Genomic DNA, 22573 nt, shown 5'->3' on the forward strand with positions numbered 1-22573 from the left:
GGGAAAGTCCAGTCCCTTTTGCAATTTTCAAGGTGCGATTTACTGGAAATCGAAAAGTTTGCGGCCAGTTCCCATGGGAACTGGAAATCGGCTTAAAACTTGGTTCTAGAAATACTATACGAGGAGGAACCTATGATGCAAATTTCAATGAACCGCAAGCGCAAGCTGAAACGATCGGGTACGATGCTGCTGAGCTGCCTGGTGGCGAGCTCGCTGCTTATTCCGCTGCAGGCCGTCGTAAGTCCGGAGAGGGCTCAAGCGGCAGGACCCGCAAGGCAGATGGAAAAGCTGGACCGAGGGCTGGTGGCCGTGAAGACGGGCAACGGAGTATTCGTCAGCTGGCGCTTGCTCGGCACGGAAGCCGCCGCCACCTCGTTCAATGTGTACCGTAACGGCACGAAGCTGAACAGCTCGCCGATTACGGGCAGCACGAATTATCTGGATTCGGGAGGTACGACCGGCTCGACTTATTACGTCCGGGCCGTCGTCGGAGGGACCGAGCAGATCGCTTCCCCAACGGTAAGCGTCTGGGGGACGAATTATCTGACCGTTCCGCTGCAGAAGCCGGCGGGCGGAACGACTCCCGACGGCGTTAATTACACGTACAGCGCGAACGACGCGACGGTGGCCGATCTCGACGGAGACGGGCAGTATGAGATTATTCTGAAGTGGGACCCGTCCAATTCCAAGGATAATTCGCAGGACGGCTATACCGGGGAAGTCTTCGTCGATGCGTACAAGCTGAACGGCACCCGCTTGTGGCGGATCAGTATGGGCAAAAACATTCGCGCTGGCGCTCATTATACGCAGATCATGGCCTATGATCTGGACGGCGACGGCAAAGCCGAGGTCGCCATGAAGACGGCCGACGGCACCAAGGACGGCACCGGCGTGGTGATCGGCAGCGCAACGGCGGATTATCGCAATTCGGCCGGGCGGGTATTGAGCGGACCCGAATATTTGACGGTGTTCCAAGGGACGACGGGCAAGGCGCTGGCGACGGTTAACTACGATCCTCCGCGCGGCAATGTCAACGACTGGGGCGATAATTACGGCAACCGGGTGGACCGCTTCCTGGCCGGCATCGCTTATTTGGACGGACAAAAGCCGAGCCTCGTTATGGCCCGCGGCTACTATACCCGGACGGTTCTCGTCGCCTACAATTGGCGCGGCGGCCAACTGACGAAGCTGTGGACCTTCGACTCGGACGCTTCCGGCAACTCCGCTTACGCCGGACAAGGCAACCATAACCTGAGCATCGCCGACGTCGACGGGGACGGCAAGGATGAAATTATTTACGGCGCGATGGCGGTCGACGATAACGGCACGGGCTTGTATACGACCGGATTGGGGCATGGGGACGCGATGCATCTGGGCGATCTCGACCCGAACCGTCCGGGGCTCGAAGTGTTCCAGGTGCATGAGAATACTTCCGCCGCATACGGGCTGGAGTACCGGGACGCGAAGACCGGGCAGACGATCTGGGGCGTCTATGCGGGCAAAGACGTAGGGCGAGGCATGTCGGCGGATATCGATCCGCGTTATCCGGGCGAAGAAGTGTGGGCGAACGGCGGCTTGTACACGAGCACCGGAACGAAGATCGGCTCGACGCTTCCGTCTTCCACGAATTTCGGCATTTGGTGGGACGGCGATCTGCAGCGCGAGCTGCTCGACGACATCCGCATCGATAAATGGAATTATACCAATTCGACGACCAGTAATCTGCTTACCGCTTCGGGAACCGCGTCCAATAACGGAACCAAGGCGACGCCGACGCTGCAGGCCGACCTGCTCGGCGATTGGCGGGAAGAGGCCGTATGGCGCACGACCGACAGTACGGCGCTGCGCATCTATACGACGACCGATGTGACCAATTACCGGCTGTGGACGCTGATGCACGATCCGGTCTACCGTCTCGGCGTCGCCTGGCAGAACGTCGGGTATAACCAGCCGCCGCATACGAGCTTCTTCCTCGGAAACGGCATGAGCACGCCGGCGCAGCCGAATATATACACCCCTTGAGATAAAAGTAAAAGTAAAGGTAAAGGGCAAGGATTGCAAGGACGTTGAAATAGACGGGACCAGCGCCGATGGATGGCGCCGGTCCCGTTCTTTTCTTATCCTAGAAGCGTGGTGAAAAAATTCAAATGGCCCCTCCGCTCTTTTTTCACCACCCTTCTAGAGGCCCAACGTTCTCTTTACGATAGAAAGGAAGTGCGATGTGTGTTTGTATATGTATTTAATTGTATATAGTTGTCTTTAGTTGTATTTTCTATTGACTAATTTGCAAATCCACATACAATGATAGGTGATGGTGCTTTTATCGTGGTTACAAGATCATGGTGGAGAGGGATGACGATGGTATGAATCAGGTGGAGAGCAAGGAAATTCGCAGGGCGATTATTATAGGCTGGGACGGAGCGGGAAGCTTCGTAGAGCAGGCGGAGACGCCGGTGCTCGACCGATGGATGGCGCGGGGGGGAGCTACGTTGGGGGCCCAGACGGTATTTCCCACGATTAGCGCGGAATGCTGGGGATCGCTGCTGCACGGGGTAACGCCGGAGAAGCACGGGTTGAATAACGATAAGGCGGCAGTCGAGAAATATCCGGGCGATTCCCCGTATCCTTCCTTATTCCGAGTCGCGCATGAGGCGTATCCGGAGCGCAAATTGGCTGCCTTCACCTGCTGGAAGCCGATAATGGAGGGCATCATCGAGGAAGGGATAGGGGTGCATAAAGTGTCGATGCCCGATCCCGAGCTTGCGCAGGCCGTAGCGGATTATATCCGAAGCAACCCGGATGTGTACATACTGTTCGTTCAGTTCGATCTGCCCGATTGTGCGGGGCATCAGTACGGGTACGGGGAGCCGGATTATTTGCGGGCGATTTCCGAAACGGACCGGATGACCGGCGTCATTATGCAGGCCGTGGAGGATGCGGGTATGCTGGAGGACAGCCTGATTGTGATGACGACGGATCATGGCGGCGGCGGCGTCAATCCGAAAGGGCACGGCACCGACCATCCGCTCGATAAGACGGTGTTCTGGACGTGCTCGGGCCCGGGGATAGCGGCAGGCTCCGCGGTGCCTGAAGGGCTAGGGCTGATCGATACGTCGGCGGTCGTCTGCCGGGCGCTGGGTTTACCGATTCCTGGGCAATGGGAGGCGCGGGTTCCCGAAGGTTTGTTCGGCGAGGCGTAAGCAAAAAGACGGTGGGCTTAAGGAAACGGGTAACCGTTCCAAGCCCGCCGTCTTTTTCTGGTGCAGGTGCAGGGAAACAATCCCACTACCTCCGCTTAACCGGGGGATGTTCCTGCAAGCTTATTTATACACGACCTCTAGCGTTACTTCGAGCTCCAGGGAGCCGCCCGGCTCAATCCCGCGCAATCCTGTCACTTCGGCAGGCTGATCGATGTTCGGAGCGTTCGTCACCCAAGTGTACGGCTCCAGACAGATGAAATCGCGGGCTTCCCCTTTCGTATAAATGACCCATTGCTTGAATTCTGCGGAGCCGCCGTAGCGGATTTCCGCGCGGTCGCCGGATAGCACGGCAAGGCAAGGATTGCCTTCGCCGATTTGGAAGACGGTGTCCAGATTATGCCCTTCCAGCCGTTCGCCTTGCAGCAGCGCCTCGTACTTGCCGAGCGGGATTAGATGCCCGACAGGAATATTGGCCTCGTCGAGCTCCCAGATGCCGCTGACGGGAACCTTCAGCGTCCAGCTCTCCGGCTTGCCGTCCAGCAGGAACCATGTATGCAGCCCGTAGCCGAACGGAGCCGGCGTCGTTCCCTGATTAAGAACTTTCAGCCGATGGCTTAAGCGGCTGCCTTCCAGCACATAAGTGACCTCCAGCACCAACGGATGCGGATATTGACGCTGGACATTGGCGTCGTCTTCGAGACGGATGGACGAGGTAATGAACAGCTTGCCGTCCTGTTCGCCGGTTGCCGTAACGGTCCATGACTGGCTGCGCAGCATGCCGTGAATATGGTGTCCGGTAGCGTGATTCACATCGAACTGGTACGACTGGCCCTTGAATTCGAACTTCCCTTGGCGTATCCGGTTCGGCGGCATAAGAATGGGCGTGCCGTACTGCACCGGCTGCTCCGCCATGTCGGACGGCGCTGCGGGGACGCGCAGCATTTCGCGCTGCAGCGTTTTGTCCCAAATGCTGTATACGTTGTTGCCGATGGCAGGGCAGATCGAGACGATAAGTCGATCGTTCTCCAGCGTATAGGCGGGTGTTCCTTGCCAATCGATTTGCTTGATCATAAGATGAGGTCTCCTTTGCGCAAAAAGGTATATGGGATCGGATTCGTTATGTAACGACGCCTCCATTGTATCAAAACCTTGTACGATCTGTCATGAGGCATTGGAGACCTTGCCCGGAAGAGCGGTCAATGACAAGAGCGGGCGTTTATAATGGCGAGTGACATGTTAGATGCTCATGTGCCGAAATCGAAGTTCGGATAGACGTATTGCGATTTCGCGGGCTCGGCTTTGGCGATTTTCTCGACTTTCAGCATCATGATTTCCATATCGTTAAATTTGGTTTTTTCAATCGTTCCGGTTACGGTTACCCAGGAGTCGTCGGCGAAGTTTTGGGCGCGGTCATACTGTACGAGAACGCCGAACGGAGTGGCGTCGGCGGAGCAGCATTGAACCGAGAAGCGGCCGACGACGAATTGATTGTCCTTCATATCCTCCTGCCTGTAGACGAAGCCGGTCATCTCCATTTTTTTGCCGACAAAGCGGTCCATGTACAAATCGACGGACGTCAGCGTCTCGATGAACAAATCTTCCTTGACTTTGATCAGATCCGACGTGTACAGCTGCTTGGCGAATTTGGCGTACTGCGCCGTGAATTTATCCGACGGGAACAAGTCGTCCAAATTGCCCGAAGCGGCATCGGCGGTTCCCCCGGGTGCGTTAGTTGCGGCATTTCCCGGCTGCTGTGCCGGTGTGCTTGGCGCCGCAGCGCCGCCTGCGGGCGGATTTTGCCCTGTCTGCGGCGGAGAAGAGGGGACAGCGGCCGTAGCGTCCTTGCGTACGGAGCCTGCGCTGTTCAGGTTCATTCCCTTCTTGGCGGCGAGGCTGCTGCCCATCGACGTATCCGGGAGCAGAAACCCAAGCAGCAGCGGAATGGCGAATAAGCCGTAAATGACGGCATTTTTGAGCACGGACCGCGAAGGGGTATGATCATGGTCGCAATCGCATGAGGCTGCGCTCCCCCACATGGAACGGATGGCCAAATACACTTGATACACCGCTATGGCGTAGAAGCCGATCGCCGACCACTTGACATAATCGACCATCCGGGGAGCGATGTAGAACAGGATATTGTCCGTTTTGATCAAATAAGCGATGTATACCGCGAATCCGAACAAAATGGCGGATTTAATAAATTGATGAAGGCCCAGTAATCGCGGACTCACAGACGGCACGCTCCTTTAAGTGAGAAATAAACGCTCGAACAGCAGGGAACATACGAAAACGACAACGACGATCAGTACGGACAGCGCGGCGACGAACCGCGTCTTGAAGGCGGACAGCAGCATCAGCAGGCTTTTGATGTCCAGCATCGGACCGAAGACGAGGAACGTCAGCAGCGATCCGGTCGAGAACGTCGAGGCGAACGAAGAAGCCACGAACGCGTCCGAGGTAGAGCATAAGGACAAAATAAAAGCGAAGGCCATCATGAACAGATGCGATTGAATTTCCCCTTGCCCGATGGATACGAGGCTGTCCCGGGAAATGACCGTCTGCAGAGCCGCTGTGATGAGCGCGCCGAACATTAAGTATTTGCCCATCTCGAAAAATTCGTCGGAAGCGTGGCCGAGCACGCCCAAGATGCGCCCCGTAAATCCGGTATGCCCTCCGTGCGAATGATCGTGATTATGACCGGCGTGATCATGAGCGTCGTGATGTAGATGAGAATGTTCATGATGCGAGTGCGCATGGTCATGCGAATGGCTATGTCCTTGAGGCTGATGCCTTTGCTGAACAGGCAAATGTCCGCGGTGGCTCTGGCCTGCATGGCGATGAACCTGCCCGTGGTCATGACCGTGGGAATGCGTATGTAGATGGTCCCGAGCGCTCGGAACGACCGGGATGGATGCGCCGCGCAGCGGGTTCGAGCGGACGAATTTATAGATGATTAAGCCGATGGCCAGCGCTACGATAAAGGCGAGTCCCATCCGGGAATAAGCGACTTCGGGACGGCTGCGGAAAGCCATGTAGGTCGAAGCGTAAACGACCGGGTTAATGATCGGTCCGACCAGGATAAAGACGACCGCCACGTAGACGGGCATGCCTTTGCGCAGCAGCCGCCGGATGACCGGGATCATGCCGCATTCGCACAGCGGAAAAATAATGCCGACTACGCAGGCGAACAGGATGCCGAGCAGCGGATTGCGCGGCACAAGACGGCGGATCGTCTGCTCGGACACGAACATCTGGAGCACGGCGGACACGAGTACACCCAGCAGCACAAAGGGAAATGCCTCCAGAATGATGCTCAGAAACAGCGTCTTGAAGCTCTGCATCGCCGGACTGCTTAGGAAGCTGAGGTCGAGCGGCTGCTTTTGGGTGTAGATGAGAAACAGCATGACAACGCAAATTAGGGTGAGCACATGGGTGCTCCAGCGCATGATGGATGTGTGCAATGGACATTTCTCCCTTTGTCTTAATTCGTAATAATTATTATTATATAATATGCGGGATAAGCCGTATATAGGACATGCAACGCAAGAAAAATTCCGCCGGGCGGGCGGATGCGGCGCCTTAAGGGAGATTTCGCAAAAAGTTGACATGGCCAAGCCGTTTGTTTATGATAAACAACAAGCAAGCTTTTCACATGAGTCACATTTCGATAGACAGCAAGCGATGACAGGAGCAAGTAGGCGGCATTACAGTCTTGCAGAGAGCCGGTGGGTGCTGTGAACCGGTAGACGGATGGCGTTGAATGGGTCCTTGAGCTGACGGCTGAACGATGCGCAAGTAAGCGGGGCAAGCGGCAGGCTTGTACGCTATCGGCGCGGTTAGGCCGGTCCGGGTACTCTCCGTTATAAGAGGTGAAGGCTTCGATTCCGATCCGGAACATATTCCGGCGAACGTCGAGGCAAATTAGGGTGGCACCACGGTCCTTTCGTCCCTTGCGGCGGAAGGGCCTTTTTGCGTGGGGAAAAGCAGCAGTATCCATCATATTTAGGAGGAATCACATCATGAAAAGAGTATTATCCGGCATGCAGCCGAGCGGACAATTGACCTTGGGCAATTACATCGGGGCGTTGAAAAACTTCGTAGCGCTTCAGCACACGCATGATTGTTATTTTATGGCGGTCGATCTGCACGCGATTACCGTCCCTCAGGACCCCGCGGCGCTGCGCGAGCAGAGCGAAGCGGTGGTGGCGCTGTACATTGCGGCCGGCATCGATCCCGCCAAATCGACCGTCTTCCTGCAGTCGCATGTGCGCCAGCACGCCGAGCTCGGCTGGATGCTGACGACGCTGACCTATATGGGCGAGCTGGAGCGGATGACCCAATTCAAGGATAAGGCGGCCGGCAAAGACTCGGTCGGGGCGGGTCTCTTCACGTATCCTTCCCTGATGGCCGCGGATATATTGCTGTACAACGCCGATCTGGTTCCGGTAGGAGACGACCAGAAGCAGCATTTGGAGCTGACGCGCGATTTGGCGCAGCGATTCAATCAGCGCTACGGCGACACGTTCACCGTTCCGGAAGGATATTTCCCGAAGGTGGGCGCGCGCATCATGTCGCTGGACGACGCTTCCAAGAAAATGAGCAAAAGCAGCGCGAACCAAGGCAGCTTCATCGCCATGCTCGATACGCCGGACGTTATCCGCAAAAAAATAAGCCGAGCCGTAACCGACTCGGGCCGTGAAGTGAGATTCGATCCCCAGAACAAGCCTGAGGTCAGTAATCTGATCAGCATCTACGCCCAATGCTCGGACAAGACGATCGCCGAAATCGAAGCGCAATACGAAGGTCTCGGATACGGACCGTTCAAGAAAGAGCTGGCCGAGCAGGTAGTAGCTGTTCTGGAGCCGGTTCAGCAGCGCTATCAGGAGATCCGTAAATCCGGAGAACTCTACGATATTTTGCGTCAAGGCGCCGACAAAGCGTCGCAGCAAGCGGAGAAAGTGCTCACCCAAGTGAAGGAAAGAATGGGCTTTATCGTTCTTTAACCGCCATTTCGCTTTCTCATCTTGGCTTTGACGACGAAGCCGAAGCCGATAAAACCAACGGACAATATCGTAAATAACAACACGAGCCAGACGTTTCCGAGACTGAGAGCGAGGCTGATGCAGGCCAGAAGCACGGTGCCGACGACAGCGAAGAAGAGGGCTAGTCCTTTGTTCATGCGGGTTGTACCGCCTTTCCGAAGAGTATTTGAAAATCGGTAAGATTTTTTCAAAATGTGTGAATAGTTTTTGGTGTACGTCACATAATAACTTTGCAAGCTTGCAAATACATCAAAGATATCATTCAGATTGAAAGGAGTGCTGATCATCATGGCACAAGGACAATCCGGCAACAGTAACACATTGGTAGTTCCACAAGCTTCCCAAGCTTTAGATCAATTGAAGTATGAGGTAGCTCAAGAGTTGGGTATTCAAATCCCACAAGACGGGTACTACGGTTACATGGCATCTCGTGACACGGGCGCGATCGGTGGTCACATCACTCGTCGTCTGGTCCAAATCGCTGAGCAATCGCTGGCAGGTCAATTCCGTTAATCGAGAATGGTCACAGACATAGAAGCTCAAGGAGTCACTCCTTGGGCTTTTTTGTTGTATAGGAAATGATGCGCAGCAAATTTCCTGTGGATATCCGGAGGCTCCCCCGAAAGTAATCCGGAGGAGGCGCTGGCCCCGCAACGATGAAAAAAAAGGGCCGCCTCCGCAGTCCGATCTTCCGTCTGTTCTGCTAACTCGCTTCGCATTCTACGTATTGACGCGCAGCTTCTTCTCCAGCCTGGAATCGCTCAGCCATCCGACGTATGAATCCAGCGGGTTCAGTTCCTTATCCAGCATGACTACCGCTACGAACGGATACTGCCTGCGGTGGCGGTATCTGACGTCGGCCCAGCGCACTTCATACCCCCATTCATGATGGCGGATATCGGCGCAGGCGAAGGAAGTGAAATATAAGAACGCCGCGATATCGCTATGCTTTTTGGACGCTTCCACCGCCGGATGCACGGCGCAGGACGTTTCGTCGACCCATTTGATCGTATTGTGGCGGTATTCGCCGAGCACGAAATGGCCGTTCTTTTTATGCTTGACGATTTGCCATACATATAGATGAAAAGTAGGGATCAGGTAGTACCGGTCGCCCTGCTCATATCGCGTATCCTTTTGGTACAGATGAGACTCCAAGTAATGATGATACCACGATCTCCAAATATAATACACTGCTAAGAACAGGTATAAAATGGGGAAAATGGTCGCCGGGTCCGCCAGATGGACGCACCATATAAAAATAGCGATAACGTGGGAAATAAAAATGACAGGGTCGAATATATGAATGATGTTCCACGAAACCCACTTTTCCGAAAAGGGTCTGAGCGCTTGCGTTCCGTAGGTGTTGAACAGGTCGATAAAGACGTGAAACGCTACCGCGATAAACACCCACATCGCCACATGCCAGACCGGCAGATTGGCGAAGCCGAGCATGAGCCCGAGCGTAATGAGCGCCGTCCAGATAAACAGAGCCGGCAGCGAATGGGACCGGCCGCGGTGGTTCTTAATGTACGTCGCGTTGTCCTTAAGACGCAGCAGCGTGTCCGCATCGGGAGCCTGCTGTCCGAGCACGGTTCCGATGAGCACGGCGGTAGCCACCGTAGGGTCTGAGGCTACGACGGGATCGACGTATGCGAGACCGGCCAGACCGAATCCGATCACTAGATGTGTTCCGCTGTCCATGATGTTTTTCCTCCTAAGAGCTTTCCGCAAGGAAAGCTTTCTTCGTAAGCATGTACTGAGCTTTCCGCAAGGAAAGCTTTCTTCGTAAGCATATGCTAAAGCTATAGTTATACGATTCGTAAGGCACGCCCGTTTTCATATGATTGTGAAAAGCAGGCGGGTAAGCATATTATTAGTGTATCATTTTCTACATTAAAATAAAGCAATGGGGGTCAAAAATATGTCCAAGGTATTTGTTGAATATCAAATCTTACCCGATTACAGGCCAAATTATTCAAAATGGTTGAAGGACGTGCGGGCGAATTATCCGGAAGTTGAATTTTATGAAGGGACGGACCAGCCGGGGGTTATTGTCGAAATTTGGAGCGGAATGACGGAGGAAGAATTTCGGGCGATGAAGCAGGTCAGAGCACGTTCGGAGCAAGACGCGGCGGCGCTGCCGGAGGGCGGTCGTTTTGCCGTGACGGCTTGGAGTGAGCTTGAACAATGGGTAAAAGGAGGCGCGGCCAAAGTCCATATATGGCAGTTTGAAAAAGTAAAATAGTCCATTTTTTGAAGCAAGTAAATCCATGGTAACTTCTATCCAATCGCGGTAATCTTATCAATAGCCTTATAACAAGATACGGCTATCGCTTGAGATGACGGCTTCCATACGGAAGCTCGCGGGGGGAAAACGGATGGAGAGGCAGAATATTTTTTGGAGTCACATTAAGAGGAACCGATGGGCGTACTTGATGGGATTTGCATTATTGTCCATATCCAGTATGCTTCAGCTGCTCATTCCGCTTTTGCTCGGCCAGTTTACCGACAAATTGCAAAGTTCGACCTTGACTTACAACGAGACGATAAAATTCGCTTTATGGATGTCTGTTGTCGGCCTTGGAATCGCGTTCTTTCGTTCGACCAGCCGAATTTATTTGTACAGGTTATCCAGAATGCTGGAAATGCGCGTCAGAGGGGAATTGTTTCACCATTGGGAGAAGCTGTCTGCCCAATATTTCAACAATCAGCGGATCGGCGATTTGATGTCGCATGCAATCAGCGACGTAGGCGTCATACGCGAGGTTACGATGCAGGGATACTTCAATATAATGGAGGCGGCCATGCTGATCGTCGTTTCCGTCATCGCCATGGTCAGCTCGGTCAATCCGCTTTTGACGCTCGTGACGATGCTGCCGCTGCCCTTGCTCAGTTTGCTTGCTTACCGGTTTAACAGCCGCATCCAACGGCAGTCGGTGGACATGCAGAGGGCTATCTCGGATTTGACGAGCCGCGTACAGGAGTTTACGGCAGGGATTCGCGTGGTCAAAGCGTTTGTGCAGGAAGAAGAGGAGCGTAAGCTGTTTACTAAGGACAATCAGCACGCGGTAAATATGAACCGCAGGTTCGTCCGCTCCAACTCCTTGTTCGGCGCGCTCAGCTCGGGCATCGTCGGCTTCAGCTTCCTCGTCTCGGTTATATTCGGGGGTGTGCTGGTGCTGAAGCATGTCATCACGCTGGGCGAATTCGTTGCGTTCAATACGTATTTGTCCTTGTTAATGGGACCTATAGAGAATCTGGGCAAGGTCGTCAACCTGATGCAGCGAGGCAAAGCGTCGGAGATGCGCTTGATGGAAATTTTCAACACACAGCCCGATATCGTGGACGATGTGATGGCAAAGCCGGGGATCGATCTTATCGACGGCGATATCGAGATCCGCAATTTAACGTTTTCTTACCCGGAGGCGAGCCGTCCGACACTTAAGAACATATCGCTCAAGGTGCGCAAGGGCAGCAGTCTGGCGATCGTCGGAAGAGTCGGCAGCGGCAAGAGCACCCTGGTTCATTTGCTGGTCAGACTGTATAATCCGCCGCAGGGTACGGTGTTTATCGACGGGCGCGACATTCATGAAATTCCGCTGCAGACGCTGCGCGGGCAGATCGGGATCGTGCCGCAGGATCAATTCCTGTTCTCCTCTACGATTCGCGACAATATCGGCTTCGATCCGAAGCCGTATACCGATGAGCAGGTTGTCGAAGCGTCCAAAGTCGCTCAAGTGTACGATAACATCGCGGAATTTCCCGAGCAGTTCGACACCGCGCTCGGAGAACGGGGGATTTCCCTCTCGGGAGGCCAGCGTCAGCGCGTGAGCATTGCCCGGGCAATTATTAAGCGTCCGGCGATTCTCATCTTCGACGACAGCTTGTCCGCCGTAGATACGATTACGGAAGACTTGATTCTCGAAGGCTTGAAATCGGTTATGAACAAGCGGACGACAATCATTATCGGCCACCGGATTTCCTCCGTGCAGGCCGCCGACCAAATTATCGTCATGGACGAAGGAGAGATCGTAGAATCCGGAACGCATGAGAAGCTGCTGCGGCAAAACGGGATTTATGCGGATATGTATCATAAGCAGCTGCTGGATCAGGAGGCCGAAAGGCAGGAAGGCCGGGACCGCGGCGTCGGCAAGGGCTTTGCACAAGGGGGAGCGGGAGCATGAATATCCATTCGGAGAGAGAAGTCAAGTCGTTCAAGGACAGCCAGCTGTTGTCAAGACTTATGTCCTATGCTGCACCGTATTGGAAAATGATTCTGCTGTGCATCCTGCTGTCGTTTCTTATCGTCGTAGCGGATTTGGCCCGGCCGTATTTGATGAAAATAGCCATTGACGGCCATATCAACGGCTTGCATAAACCGATGGTCGCCGTCGCCTCCGGCGATGCGGCCAAGCTTGAGACGTACGGCGGCTCGACCGCCGCTTGGAATGGGCAGGATTACGCCCGGCTGGAGCCGGAGAAGGCGGCGTCGGCCGTTTTGCCGGAAGGGGCGGAGCCGAGGCAGATTGTCAGCATCGGAGATCAAGAGTATATGATCGCCGGCTGGCTGCCGGCCCAGCAGACGGAAGTGACGCTGGCCGAAGCCGCGGACGGTGACCGCGCCCGGCTGTCGGCGAACGGGAAGCTGTACGATGCTATCGTTATGGACGATGAAGCTATCGGCGCTTTTCAGAAGCAGGACTACAGCGGATTTACGCGTCTCGGCATTCTTTTCCTGCTCACGGTAGTGACCGGGGCGATTCTGAACTATTTGCAGAGCAATCTGCTGCAGTTCACCGGGCAGACGATCATCTTCAACATTCGGCAGCAGCTGTTCCGCCATTTGAGTAAAATGTCCATGTCGTACTTCGACCGGAATCCGGTCGGCCGGCTGGTCGTTCGCGTCACCCAGGATACGGAATCGCTCAACCAGCTGTACTCCCAGGTTGTCGTTAATCTGGTCAAGGATGTTATTTTCCTGCTCGGCACGATCGCCATTATGATGCAGATGAGCATGAAGCTCGCGCTGCTGTCGTTTGCGGTCATTCCGTTCCTGGCAGTGATGACATTCTGGTACCGCTCGGTCATTAGGGAGGCGCAGCGCCGATCGAGGGTCATCTTGTCCAGGCTAAACGCCTTCCTCGCCGAAAATTTATCCGGCATCCGGATTACCCAGCTATTCATCCGCGAGCAGCGGCAGTGGGAGCAGTTCGACCATCATAATACGGAATATTACCGGGCGGGGATGCGCGGAACGGTCATTAACTCGATCTTCCAGCCGGCTATCGGCTTTATCGGCAACGTTGCGATCGCCCTCCTGCTTTGGTACGGGGGAGCGAGCGTGATCGAGGGGGGCATCACCTTCGGTATCGTGTACGCGTTTACGCATTATGTCCGGCAGTTTTTCCAGCCGCTGATGAGTCTGGCGGAGAAATACAATCAGATTCAGACCGCAATGGTAGGGGCCGAACGAATTTTCGATATGCTCGACGAACAGCCGGCGATTGTCGACGCGCCCCGAACGAGAAGTTTACCGAAGCCGGCCCGCGGCGAAATTACGTTCGATCATGTATGGTTCGCCTACAACGGCGAGGATTGGGTGCTGAGGGATGTCAGCTTCACGATCCAGCCGGGACAGACCATCGCCTTCGTCGGAGCGACGGGAGCGGGGAAAAGCTCGATTATTCAGCTCATCAACCGATTCTACGACATTCAGCAAGGCAGCATCCGGCTCGACGGCGTAGATATCCGCGAGATTCCGCTTGACGAGCTGCGCCGCAGCATCAGCATCGTACAGCAGGACGTATTTCTGTTCACGGGGGATATTGCCTCCAATATACGCCTGAACAACCGGGACATCACGGACGAACAAGTGGAGCAAGCCGCGCGCATGGTGCATATCGACGAATTCGTCCGCGATTTGCCGCAAGGCTACGGAACTCCGCTGGGGGAGCGCGGCGTCAATCTGTCGCTCGGTCAGCGCCAGCTGCTGTCGTTCGCGCGGGCTATCGCGTTCCGTCCCGAAATACTAATCCTCGACGAAGCGACGTCGAACATCGATACGGAGACCGAACTTGTCGTGCAGGACGCGCTGCATAACATCTCCGCAGGCCGGACGACGCTGATCGTCGCCCACCGGCTGTCGACGATTCAGCATGCCGATCAAATCATCGTTATGCATAAGGGCAAAGTACGCGAGATCGGCAACCATTATCAGCTGCTGGCGATGCGCGGCTATTACCATCGTCTGTACGAGCTGCAGTATAAGGATCAAAAGCCGATGCAGAAGGCGAAGTAATATTCAAATCGGCGCGATTTATCGTAGAGAGTGCAGCCACTCCTATTCCTTGCGGGGAAAAGGAGTGGTTTTTTTGCGGAAAATTACCGTTTTTCGTTGAAGATCAGTATTGGATTGCGGTTCTGATAATAGCGTTTTTCGTAATTTATTCATCAACGATTAATATCTTATTTTGTTGTTTAGTGATTTTTGTTAATTATTTATATAGAGGGGACACGCTGTTGAATGATCAAATTCTAATCGGAATATGTAAAAACTTTAGTTTTGAATAAAAAAACCTAAAAACGAATCTGATTAACGACAGAAATCGAAAACAAAAGATCGTTAAATGAAAATAAACATTTACAAATAAAAACAATTGAACTAAAATAATAACATGATCTTAGCTTTAACCGATGCTTGCAGCATGAGAAGGCATCATGATTTCGGTTAGAGCCTTTATTGTATGCGCATTCATAAATGGGGTTAGCCGGTATTTTAGCTTCGTGAATATCAGGAGGTGAACTTGAATAGGTGTTGAAGCTTTGCAATTGTAAAAGGGAGTTTCCAGGAAGAGTCTAAAGGCGTATCGGGCGTTAATCCAAATCGGGCTCGAAAAAAGAAAATCAAATCACAGCCAGCTCCTTGGCTGGCTTGAATTGTTGTAAAAGGAGAGGGATTTCTCTTGGCATCCATAGAGTTCGTGAAGGTAACCAAGTCGTTTGACAAGCACGATGTGATCAAAGACTTGGATTTAAAAATTGAAGACGGGAAGTTTACGGTTCTGGTCGGTCCGTCAGGCTGCGGGAAAACGACGCTTCTTCGTATGATTGCCGGAATTGATCCTCAGACCTCCGGTTCGGTGCTTATAAACGGAAAAGATGTCACGCGAATTGCACCCGGTCAAAGAGGAGTAGCCATGGTGTTCCAAAACTACGCCATTTACCCCACGATGTCTGTTAGGGAAAATATTGAGTTTGGACTCAAAAACAATAAGGTGGGCAAGGAAGAAAGAACAAGGCTCGTGGAAAGCATCAGCGCTACGGTCGGTTTGAACAGCTACCTTGACCGCAAACCGTCGACTTTATCCGGCGGACAACGCCAGCGCGTCGCGTTGGCGCGCGCCATGGTGAAGAAGCCGTCGGTGTTTCTGATGGACGAGCCGCTCTCCAACCTGGATGCCAAGCTCCGGGCGCAGATGCGTATCGAATTGATCGAGCTGCACAAAAAACTCGGCACTACCTTCGTTTATGTAACGCACGATCAAGTGGAAGCGATGTCCATGGCGGATACGATCGTTTTAATGAATCAAGGCTTGATTCAACAAGAGGCGCCGCCCGATGTCATTTACCGTCAGCCTAACAATTTGTTCGCCGCACAATTTATCGGCGTTCCGCCGATGAATGTCGGAGAACTGGGTACAAACGGAGTGAAATTCGGGTTCCGTCCGGAGAGCGCGGTATTATCTCTAACTCCCGCCGATGTCCATTATTGTACGCGGGGCGTGATCGCAACTAGAGAAATGCTTGGTTCGGAAACGTTGTACCAGGTGAAAACCGGCAGCCACTCCTTTATGATCAAATGCATCGAGGACCGGTTTAACGTAGATCAAGAGGTTTATTTAGGCGTTGAGGCGTCCAAGCTGTTTTTCTTCGGGGCGGATGAAAACCGGCTTCAAGAGAGCGATAGCGGCTTCCGTACGTATTTGGAGGCGCTGAGGGGACAAAAGCATGGATAAGAAAACCGTTTTGGAAAAAATCCGCCCGTACTTGTTGATTGTTCCGGCGATGATCGGCATCTGCTTATTTGTTATTTATCCTATCCTTTATTTGATTTATTTAAGCTTTTACAAATACAACCTGCTAAATAAAGCAAGGAGCAAATTTGTCGGGTTTGACAATTTCATGCAAATCTTTAGCAGGGAAGATTTTTATCAGGCACTGACAAATACGGCGCTTTATACGGTCGGCGTCGTCGTGCTCACCATGCTGCTTTCCTTGTTAATGGCGTTGTGGCTTAGCAAGCAAAAGCGGTTTAACGCATTTGTGCAGGCAGGTATTTTTACGCCGCATATCATTTCGATCGTCTCGATTGCGCTTGTATGGCTATGGCTGATGGAGCCCAGTCAAGGCTTGCTTAACTACATACTGAAGGCTGTAGGGTTACCGCCCTCCCAGTGGCTGCAAAGCTCGAAGACGGCGCTTATTTCGGTTATTATCGTTTCGGTGTGGCATAACATCGGTTATTATACGCTCATTATTGTGGCTGCGCTGCAAAGCATACCGCCTACCATTTATGAAGCCGCTGCGCTGGATAATGCCAGCAAATTCAAGGTGTTTTACAAGATTACGATTCCGCTGATTTCGCCGCAGCTGTTTTTCATCCTGATTATTATGACGATCGGCTCTTTTAAAGTGTTTGATACGGTGCAGGTCATGACGGGCGGCGGTCCTAATAACGCGACCAGCACGCTTGTATATTACATTTACGAATACCGCACAACGAATATTGGTTATTCGGCGGCGACGGGTGTGATTCTTATGGCTATCATCGGAATTTTAACCTTTGTATACTTCCGGGTGTTATCCAAAAAGGTGCATTATCAATAAAGCACGATAACCAACAAAAAAGGAGAATCCCTACTTGAAGACTTATGAATTCAGTTCCTTGAAGTCGGTATTGGAGATTATCCTGAAAGCGGCCGTATTAATGATATTTATCGTCCCGTTTCTATGGATGATTTCAACCTCGCTTCAGACCTTTGAGGAAACGATGGCGTTTCCGCCCACAATCATACCGGAATGGCCCCAATGGATCAATTTTGCGGATGCGATGAAAGCAGGACCTTTCTTGACGTACGGAAGAAACTCCGTGATTATAACGGTTTCCATCATTGTTATTCAAATGATTGTTATGATACCGGCGGCGTATGCGTTTGCCAAATATCAATTTGCCGGACGGCATCTGTTATTCGGCTTTGTTTTGCTGGCTTTTATGATTCCCGGCCAGGTAACCTTTATTCCGATTTATTTAATGATGGCGGACTGGGGGATCGGCAAAACGCTGCTTCCGCAAATCATTCCGTTTATGACCAATGCTTTCGGGATTTTTCTGCTGCGTCAATATTTTATGCAAATTCCTGAAGAAATCATCGAAGCGGCCAAGCTGGATAATGCCAGTGAGTTTAAGATTGTTTGGAGCATTATGATCCCGATGTCGAAATCGGCGCTTGCAACCATTGCGTTGTTCAGCTTTGTCACTCATTGGAACGATTATTTTTGGCCGCTTATTATGACGGATACGGCCTCAATCAGACCGCTGACGATCGGTATCGCGATGCTGCGGATGACCGAAGGGATCAGCAATTGGAATATCATTATGGCGGGTAACGTCGTTTTGGTTGTTCCTATTCTTATTGTGTATTTGTTCTGCTCCAAGCAAATCGTTAAAGCGTTTGTTTACTCTGGTATTAAGTAACGGTCGCTTTCTATTTAACCCAAATACGAGACGAAACGGGAGGAAGTTCAAAAATGAGCAATAAGTTAAGTGTCATGATGACAGCACCGCTAGTACTGAGCCTGTTGGCAGGCTGCTCCGGAGGTACGCAGCAAGCGAATGAATCCAATCCGGCTGAAACGGCAAAAACGTCGGAGTCCGCTAAGGCGGGAAAGACGACCGTTCAGTTCTGGCACTCCTTAGGTGGGAAGAACGGGGAGTACATGGATAGCTTAATCCAACGCTTCAATGAGAGCCACAAAGATATTGAGGTTGTCGGTACTTTCCAAGGCAGCTATGATGAAACTGTAACCAAGCTGCAGCAATCTATTGCCGCCAAAAAAGGACCGGATATTACGATGCTGGAGCGTGCTTACGTTGAGTTTTTTGCAGATGCGGATGTGCTCGAAGATCTGAACCCGTATCTCAAAGGCTCCAATTTGAGCGAGGATTTTTTCATACCCGGATTTATGGGACATTCGACCTTTAATAAAAAGCTGGTATCCCTTCCGTTAAATCGTTCGACTCCGATCATGCATATTAATAAAACCTTGCTCGACGAGAAGGGACTTGCCATTCCGACGACTTGGGATGAATTGCAGAAAGTATCCGAAGCGCTGGTCGTCAAAGAAAATGGGCAATACAAACGCTATGGTATGACGATGCCGTATGATACTTGGTATCCTTTGGCGATGATTAGTCAAGCCGGAGGAAAGTTCTTCAGCGATGATAAGAAAACGGTTGACTTTGTAGAGAACGGGGTCGGACTGAGAACGTTCAAATTTTTGAAGGATCTTCAAAGCACAGGTGCGTTATACTATCCTCCTGCCAAAGATTCCGGCGAGATTACCAATCAGATGTTCATTGATGGTAAAGTAGGTATTTTCTATCAATCGACAGGCAACATCGGCAGCTTCAGCGGTATCGTTAAATTCGATTATGTAACCGCATTCTTGCCCAAGGACAAAGTATTCGCTAATCCGACCGGGGGAGCCAATATAGCTATGCTGTCGTCTGCCGCCGATAAAAAAGCGGCTTGGGAGTTTATGCGCTGGGTGGAGACGGACCCGCAGGGAGGCCTGCAGTTCATTTTGCAATCCGGATACTTGCCGTTTACAAAAGCTATGGTCGAATCTAAAGAGATTAAAGAATTGTGGGCGAAGGAGCCTAACCGTAAAGTTGCTTACGATCAGCTTCAATATGCGGTGGATACGAACAAGGATGTTGCTTGGCCTGAGGTAAATAAGGAATTCTTGTCGGCAACCGAAGCGATTATGTATGATAGTAAAGATATACAATCAACATTGTCGACCTTTAAGAAAGAAACCGATAGAATTCTGGCGAAATAAACGTGAGGAGCGGACTTTCATGATGACAGCGGATCGTAAAGGAGCAAATCAAAAGGTTCACTGGCAAGCCCATCAAAGCACAAATACCGAGGTGCCTGAGAACACATTGGCGGCCATGCGATATGCCTGGGAGCTGGGCGGCATTCCGGAACTTGATATTAGGCAAACTGCCGACGGCGTTATTATCGGTATGCATGATGCAACGCCGAAGCGAACAACCGACGCACCTGAATCGCAGCGGGATCGGCCGATTTCGGAATGTACGTTTGACGAGGTTCAACAATGGGACGCGGGGATCAAATTCAGCGAACCGTATAGGGGGGAGAGGGTCCCTTCGCTTGCTCAAATCTTCTCCGTGTTAGCTCAATACCCTGAGCGTGAGCTGTATCTGGATTTCAAAGAGGTCGACTTGGAACAAATGGCATTGCTTATTAAGGAATATGGAATTGGACGACAAATTATTTTTTGCCACTGCGATCATGAGAACTGCAAGACGGTTAAACGGCTAGCGCCCGAGGTGCGCACGATGCAATGGATTTCCGATCAAACGGTTGATTTCAGATTTCAAGAGACGCGGGAAACCGGGTTCGCCTCCCTGGACATCGTGCAAATTCATTTGGTCGATGACCGGGCGGATGGAGGATGGAGATACAGGCTGCAGCGCGAGTTTTTGCAGGAGGCGCTTACGCATGTGAACGAAGCCGGATTGGAACTGGAAGTATTGCCGTTTCACTTCGATCAGGACTCCATGTTCGAGCTTCTGGATATGGGGATTCGGCGGTTTGCCGTCGACGAACCGAAAGTGTTTGTGGAAACGATTGATCGTTATTTCAACAGATAAACGGAATAGCTAGTCATTCCCAAATGGATTGGGTATGTACGAGGGGCAGGGGCAAAATCCTTGCCTCTTTTTGTTATATGAAAAACCTTAGTAAAACTAATTTTATATATATTTTTCGTTCATCGTTCTTCATGTTAGCATTAGGAATAGAAACGGGGCAGCGAGGAGGGATGGCGGTGAATCGGCTTTTGACGCTCCTATTGGTTGTGCTGCTGGCTGCGTGCCACACGGACCCCGGATATTCTCAGAGAGTCATGGAAGAAGCGCAAGCTGACAAAGGGAAGGTGAATGCATTGAATCAATCGTTGATTGTATCGGCAGAGACAGGAGATACGGATAACGTATTAAAGCTGCTCCAGGAAGGAGCCGACATCAACGCCACGGACGAACGCGGCAGAACGGCCGTCATGGCGGCAGCTTACAACAATAAGGCGGATACGGTCAAAGCGTTGATCGGCCATGGCGCCGATATTAATCTTCGCGACAGCAGCTTAAACAATGTGCTCTTGTATGCCGGAGCCGAAGGCTATCTGGATATCGTCAAGCTGGCGATTGCCGCCGGGGCGGATACCAGGCTGACGAACCGGTTCGGGGGAACGGCGCTGATCCCGGCTTCGGAACGCGGTCACGTCGAGGTGGTGCAAGAACTGCTGGCCCATTCCGACATCGACGTCAATCATATCAACAACCTGCATTGGACGGCCTTGCTGGAAGCGGTTATTTTGGGCAGCGGCGGAGAGCGGCATCAGAGCATCGTACGGCTGCTGGTCGACCATGGAGCCGATGTGAAGCTCGGAGACAGGGACGGGATCACGCCGCTGGAACATGCGCAGAACCGGGGCTTCCGGGAAATTGCGGCGATCCTGCAAAAGGCGGGGGCATAGAACGATGACGGAGCATAGCTACTGGTTAATGAATGTGCGATTGGAAGCCGGCTTCCGCTATGAGAACGGCGCGGTTACGGGCACGAATACGGAGCTGGTTCATCTTCGCATTGGGAACGGGAGCATTCACGAGATCGTGTCAGCTGACGCTGCGCCTCCGCAGACGGATTTGCTCCAGCGGGACGCCAACGGCCGCTTAATGCTTCCGTCGTTTCGGGATATGCATATTCATCTCGATAAAACGTATTACGGGGGCCCTTGGAGGGCGCCGACGATTCCTGCTAAGGGGATATGGACGAGGCTTGAGGAAGAGCGCGAGCTTCTTCCGCGCCTGCTGCCTGTCGCTGAAGAAAGAGCCAAACGATTGCTGGAATTGCTGATCCGCTCAGGCACGACGCGCATTCGCGCGCATTGCAATATCGATCCTGTGATCGGGCTGCGCAATCTGGAGGCTACGATGCGGGCGGCGGAAGCCTACACGGATAAAGCGTCTGTCGAAATTGTCGCCTTTCCGCAGCACGGATTGCTGCGCAGCCGCTCCGTCCCGCTCGTGAGAGAAGCGCTGCGAAGCGGAGCTTCGCTGGTCGGCGGCGTCGATCCGGCAACCGTCGACGGAAATATAGAAGCGTCTTTACACGCGGTAATGGAGCTTGCGGTCGAAGCCGATGCGGATATTGATCTTCATATTCATGATCCTGGCCATCTCGGCATCTTTACGTTCCGGCGGCTCGCCGCGCTGACGGAGGAAGCCGGCTGGTAGGGAAGAGCCACCATCAGCCACGCTTTGGCATTGGCCGACGTCTCGCCTGAGGAAGCGAAGGAGGTCGCGCAATCGCTCGCGCTGCGGGGCATTGCGATAACCTCGTCCGTTCCGCCGGGCAGAACGATTCCGATCCCTTTATTGCGGGAGCAGGGAGTGCAAGTGTCCCTCGGCGATGACAGCATCACGGATCACTGGTCGCCTTTCGGCAAAGGAGACAGCTTGGAAAAAGCCGGGGCGTTAGCGGAACGATTCGGCTTAAGCGATGAGCGCTCGCTCGGACAAGCGCTTGGCTTTATTACGGGGGGCGTCACCCCTTTGGACGGAGCGGGCAAGCGGCTGTGGCCGTGCGCGGGCGACGCCGCCGATTTCGTTCTCGTCGACGCAAGCTGCTCGGCCGAAGCGGTGGCAAGGAGAGCGGACAGAGCCGTTGTCGTATTTCAAGGCAAGTTGGCGGCCGGATCGCTTGCGACCATGAAATAAGCAAGAAGTCCAGCGGTATGATGTCAAGTCCCCGAATCGGTCGAATTGGAAATTTTCTTGGCTGTAACAGCTGGGAGTGCCGAAAAAAGGACAGCTCAAACTGAACCCAGCGAAAAATCGAGATAATATCCAGATTTTAACTGGGAATTATGCCAGGGACTTTAGCAAAGGAGGCGTTAATCCTTCGCAGGCGTCACCTTCTTCCGTGGCGTATAGAGTTGGCCGTTGCGTAGCAGCAC

Annotated in this window: 18 protein-coding genes, 1 pseudogene and 1 other annotated feature; of the genes and pseudogenes, 14 read left to right on the plus strand and 5 right to left on the minus strand. The window is 52.6% G+C overall.

Going from position 1 to position 22573, the window contains the following annotated elements:
• The first annotated feature begins 147 nt into the window (after positions 1-147).
• Both N0M98_RS32440 and N0M98_RS32445 read left to right on the plus strand, forming a co-directional pair.
• Positions 148-2022 carry a rhamnogalacturonan lyase gene (locus N0M98_RS32440; protein WP_375295585.1) on the plus strand — a complete coding sequence of 625 codons (1875 nt, stop codon included), beginning with the start codon at positions 148-150 and terminating at the stop codon, positions 2020-2022.
• Positions 2023-2363: 341 nt separating this feature from the next.
• Entirely contained in the window at positions 2364-3200 is an 837-nt protein-coding gene (locus tag N0M98_RS32445) for an alkaline phosphatase family protein (RefSeq protein ID WP_259620366.1), read from the plus strand.
• A gap of 120 nt (positions 3201-3320) precedes the next feature.
• Here the strand turns inward: N0M98_RS32445 and N0M98_RS32450 are convergent, their stop codons facing one another.
• From N0M98_RS32450 to N0M98_RS32460, 3 genes are all read right to left on the minus strand, one after another.
• Entirely contained in the window at positions 3321-4271 is a 951-nt protein-coding gene (locus N0M98_RS32450) for an aldose 1-epimerase (protein ID WP_259620367.1), read from the minus strand.
• 173 nt (positions 4272-4444) lie between these two features.
• Positions 4445-5434, minus strand: a complete 990-nt coding sequence (locus tag N0M98_RS32455; RefSeq protein WP_259620368.1) for a TIGR03943 family putative permease subunit — start codon at positions 5432-5434, stop codon at positions 4445-4447.
• A gap of 15 nt (positions 5435-5449) precedes the next feature.
• Positions 5450-6649, minus strand: a complete 1200-nt coding sequence (locus N0M98_RS32460; protein ID WP_375295586.1) for a permease — start codon at positions 6647-6649, stop codon at positions 5450-5452.
• A gap of 226 nt (positions 6650-6875) precedes the next feature.
• Positions 6876-7157: a binding site (T-box leader), on the plus strand.
• A gap of 65 nt (positions 7158-7222) precedes the next feature.
• Here N0M98_RS32460 and trpS point away from each other — a divergent pair.
• Entirely contained in the window at positions 7223-8206 is a 984-nt protein-coding gene (gene trpS, locus N0M98_RS32465; RefSeq protein WP_249865395.1) for a tryptophan--tRNA ligase, read from the plus strand.
• Here the strand turns inward: trpS and N0M98_RS32470 are convergent.
• Positions 8203-8382, minus strand: a complete 180-nt coding sequence (locus N0M98_RS32470; protein WP_249865394.1) for a DUF5325 family protein — start codon at positions 8380-8382, stop codon at positions 8203-8205. The two genes, trpS and N0M98_RS32470, sit on opposite strands and share 4 nt — an antisense overlap.
• Before the next feature lie 151 nt (positions 8383-8533).
• Here N0M98_RS32470 and N0M98_RS32475 point away from each other — a divergent pair, with 151 nt between their 5' ends.
• Complete coding sequence (locus tag N0M98_RS32475; protein ID WP_028549480.1) at positions 8534-8758, plus strand: alpha/beta-type small acid-soluble spore protein; 225 nt, start codon at positions 8534-8536, stop codon at positions 8756-8758.
• A 207-nt stretch (positions 8759-8965) separates the two neighbouring features.
• Here the strand turns inward: N0M98_RS32475 and N0M98_RS32480 are convergent, their stop codons facing one another.
• Positions 8966-9946: a metal-dependent hydrolase gene (locus N0M98_RS32480; RefSeq protein WP_249865393.1), complete on the minus strand. Its 981-nt coding sequence runs from the start codon at positions 9944-9946 to the stop codon at positions 8966-8968.
• Between the two features lie 220 nt (positions 9947-10166).
• Here N0M98_RS32480 and N0M98_RS32485 point away from each other — a divergent pair, with 220 nt between their 5' ends.
• From N0M98_RS32485 to N0M98_RS32530, 10 genes and pseudogenes are all read left to right on the plus strand, one after another.
• Positions 10167-10490 (plus strand): hypothetical protein, encoded by a 324-nt coding sequence (locus N0M98_RS32485; protein ID WP_249865392.1) that lies wholly within the window; start codon positions 10167-10169, stop codon positions 10488-10490.
• 190 nt (positions 10491-10680) lie between these two features.
• On the plus strand, positions 10681-12429 hold the full coding sequence (locus N0M98_RS32490; protein ID WP_259620369.1) for an ABC transporter ATP-binding protein: 1749 nt from the start codon (positions 10681-10683) through the stop codon (positions 12427-12429).
• Entirely contained in the window at positions 12426-14543 is a 2118-nt protein-coding gene (locus N0M98_RS32495) for an ABC transporter ATP-binding protein (RefSeq protein WP_259620370.1), read from the plus strand. The genes N0M98_RS32490 and N0M98_RS32495 overlap by 4 nt, the downstream gene beginning before the upstream one ends.
• 664 nt (positions 14544-15207) lie before the next feature.
• A complete protein-coding gene (locus N0M98_RS32500; RefSeq protein ID WP_259620371.1) occupies positions 15208-16260 on the plus strand; it encodes an ABC transporter ATP-binding protein in 1053 nt (350 codons plus the stop codon).
• Positions 16253-17131: a carbohydrate ABC transporter permease gene (locus N0M98_RS32505; protein ID WP_249865388.1), complete on the plus strand. Its 879-nt coding sequence runs from the start codon at positions 16253-16255 to the stop codon at positions 17129-17131. The genes N0M98_RS32500 and N0M98_RS32505 overlap by 8 nt, the downstream gene beginning before the upstream one ends.
• 100 nt (positions 17132-17231) lie before the next feature.
• Positions 17232-17999, plus strand: coding sequence for a carbohydrate ABC transporter permease (locus tag N0M98_RS32510; RefSeq protein ID WP_375295587.1), 768 nt, complete (start codon positions 17232-17234; stop codon positions 17997-17999).
• A gap of 53 nt (positions 18000-18052) precedes the next feature.
• Positions 18053-19366: an ABC transporter substrate-binding protein gene (locus N0M98_RS32515; protein ID WP_259620373.1), complete on the plus strand. Its 1314-nt coding sequence runs from the start codon at positions 18053-18055 to the stop codon at positions 19364-19366.
• 19 nt (positions 19367-19385) lie between these two features.
• Complete coding sequence (locus N0M98_RS32520) at positions 19386-20207, plus strand: glycerophosphodiester phosphodiesterase (RefSeq protein ID WP_259620374.1); 822 nt, start codon at positions 19386-19388, stop codon at positions 20205-20207.
• Positions 20208-20500: 293 nt separating this feature from the next.
• Complete coding sequence (locus tag N0M98_RS32525; RefSeq protein WP_249866280.1) at positions 20501-21091, plus strand: ankyrin repeat domain-containing protein; 591 nt, start codon at positions 20501-20503, stop codon at positions 21089-21091.
• Between the two features lie 4 nt (positions 21092-21095).
• A pseudogene (locus tag N0M98_RS32530) lies at positions 21096-22334 on the plus strand (amidohydrolase family protein).
• Positions 22335-22573 lie beyond the last annotated feature (239 nt).

This window comes from Paenibacillus doosanensis (genome assembly GCF_025060755.1).
GTDB lineage: Bacteria > Bacillota > Bacilli > Paenibacillales > NBRC-103111 > Paenibacillus_S > Paenibacillus_S doosanensis.

Coding starts and splice junctions, on each gene's coding strand:
- N0M98_RS32440 (WP_375295585.1), top strand. CDS start 148: ATGAACCGCAAGCGCAAGCTGAAACGATCGGGTACGATGCTGCTGAGC.
- N0M98_RS32445 (WP_259620366.1), top strand. CDS start 2,364: ATGAATCAGGTGGAGAGCAAGGAAATTCGCAGGGCGATTATTATAGGC.
- N0M98_RS32450 (WP_259620367.1), bottom strand. CDS start 4,271: ATGATCAAGCAAATCGATTGGCAAGGAACACCCGCCTATACGCTGGAG.
- N0M98_RS32460 (WP_375295586.1), bottom strand. CDS start 6,649: ATGCGCTGGAGCACCCATGTGCTCACCCTAATTTGCGTTGTCATGCTG.
- trpS (WP_249865395.1), top strand. CDS start 7,223: ATGAAAAGAGTATTATCCGGCATGCAGCCGAGCGGACAATTGACCTTG.
- N0M98_RS32470 (WP_249865394.1), bottom strand. CDS start 8,382: ATGAACAAAGGACTAGCCCTCTTCTTCGCTGTCGTCGGCACCGTGCTT.
- N0M98_RS32475 (WP_028549480.1), top strand. CDS start 8,534: ATGGCACAAGGACAATCCGGCAACAGTAACACATTGGTAGTTCCACAA.
- N0M98_RS32480 (WP_249865393.1), bottom strand. CDS start 9,946: ATGGACAGCGGAACACATCTAGTGATCGGATTCGGTCTGGCCGGTCTC.
- N0M98_RS32485 (WP_249865392.1), top strand. CDS start 10,167: ATGTCCAAGGTATTTGTTGAATATCAAATCTTACCCGATTACAGGCCA.
- N0M98_RS32490 (WP_259620369.1), top strand. CDS start 10,681: ATGGGATTTGCATTATTGTCCATATCCAGTATGCTTCAGCTGCTCATT.
- N0M98_RS32495 (WP_259620370.1), top strand. CDS start 12,426: ATGAATATCCATTCGGAGAGAGAAGTCAAGTCGTTCAAGGACAGCCAG.
- N0M98_RS32505 (WP_249865388.1), top strand. CDS start 16,253: ATGGATAAGAAAACCGTTTTGGAAAAAATCCGCCCGTACTTGTTGATT.
- N0M98_RS32510 (WP_375295587.1), top strand. CDS start 17,232: ATGATATTTATCGTCCCGTTTCTATGGATGATTTCAACCTCGCTTCAG.
- N0M98_RS32515 (WP_259620373.1), top strand. CDS start 18,053: ATGAGCAATAAGTTAAGTGTCATGATGACAGCACCGCTAGTACTGAGC.
- N0M98_RS32520 (WP_259620374.1), top strand. CDS start 19,386: ATGATGACAGCGGATCGTAAAGGAGCAAATCAAAAGGTTCACTGGCAA.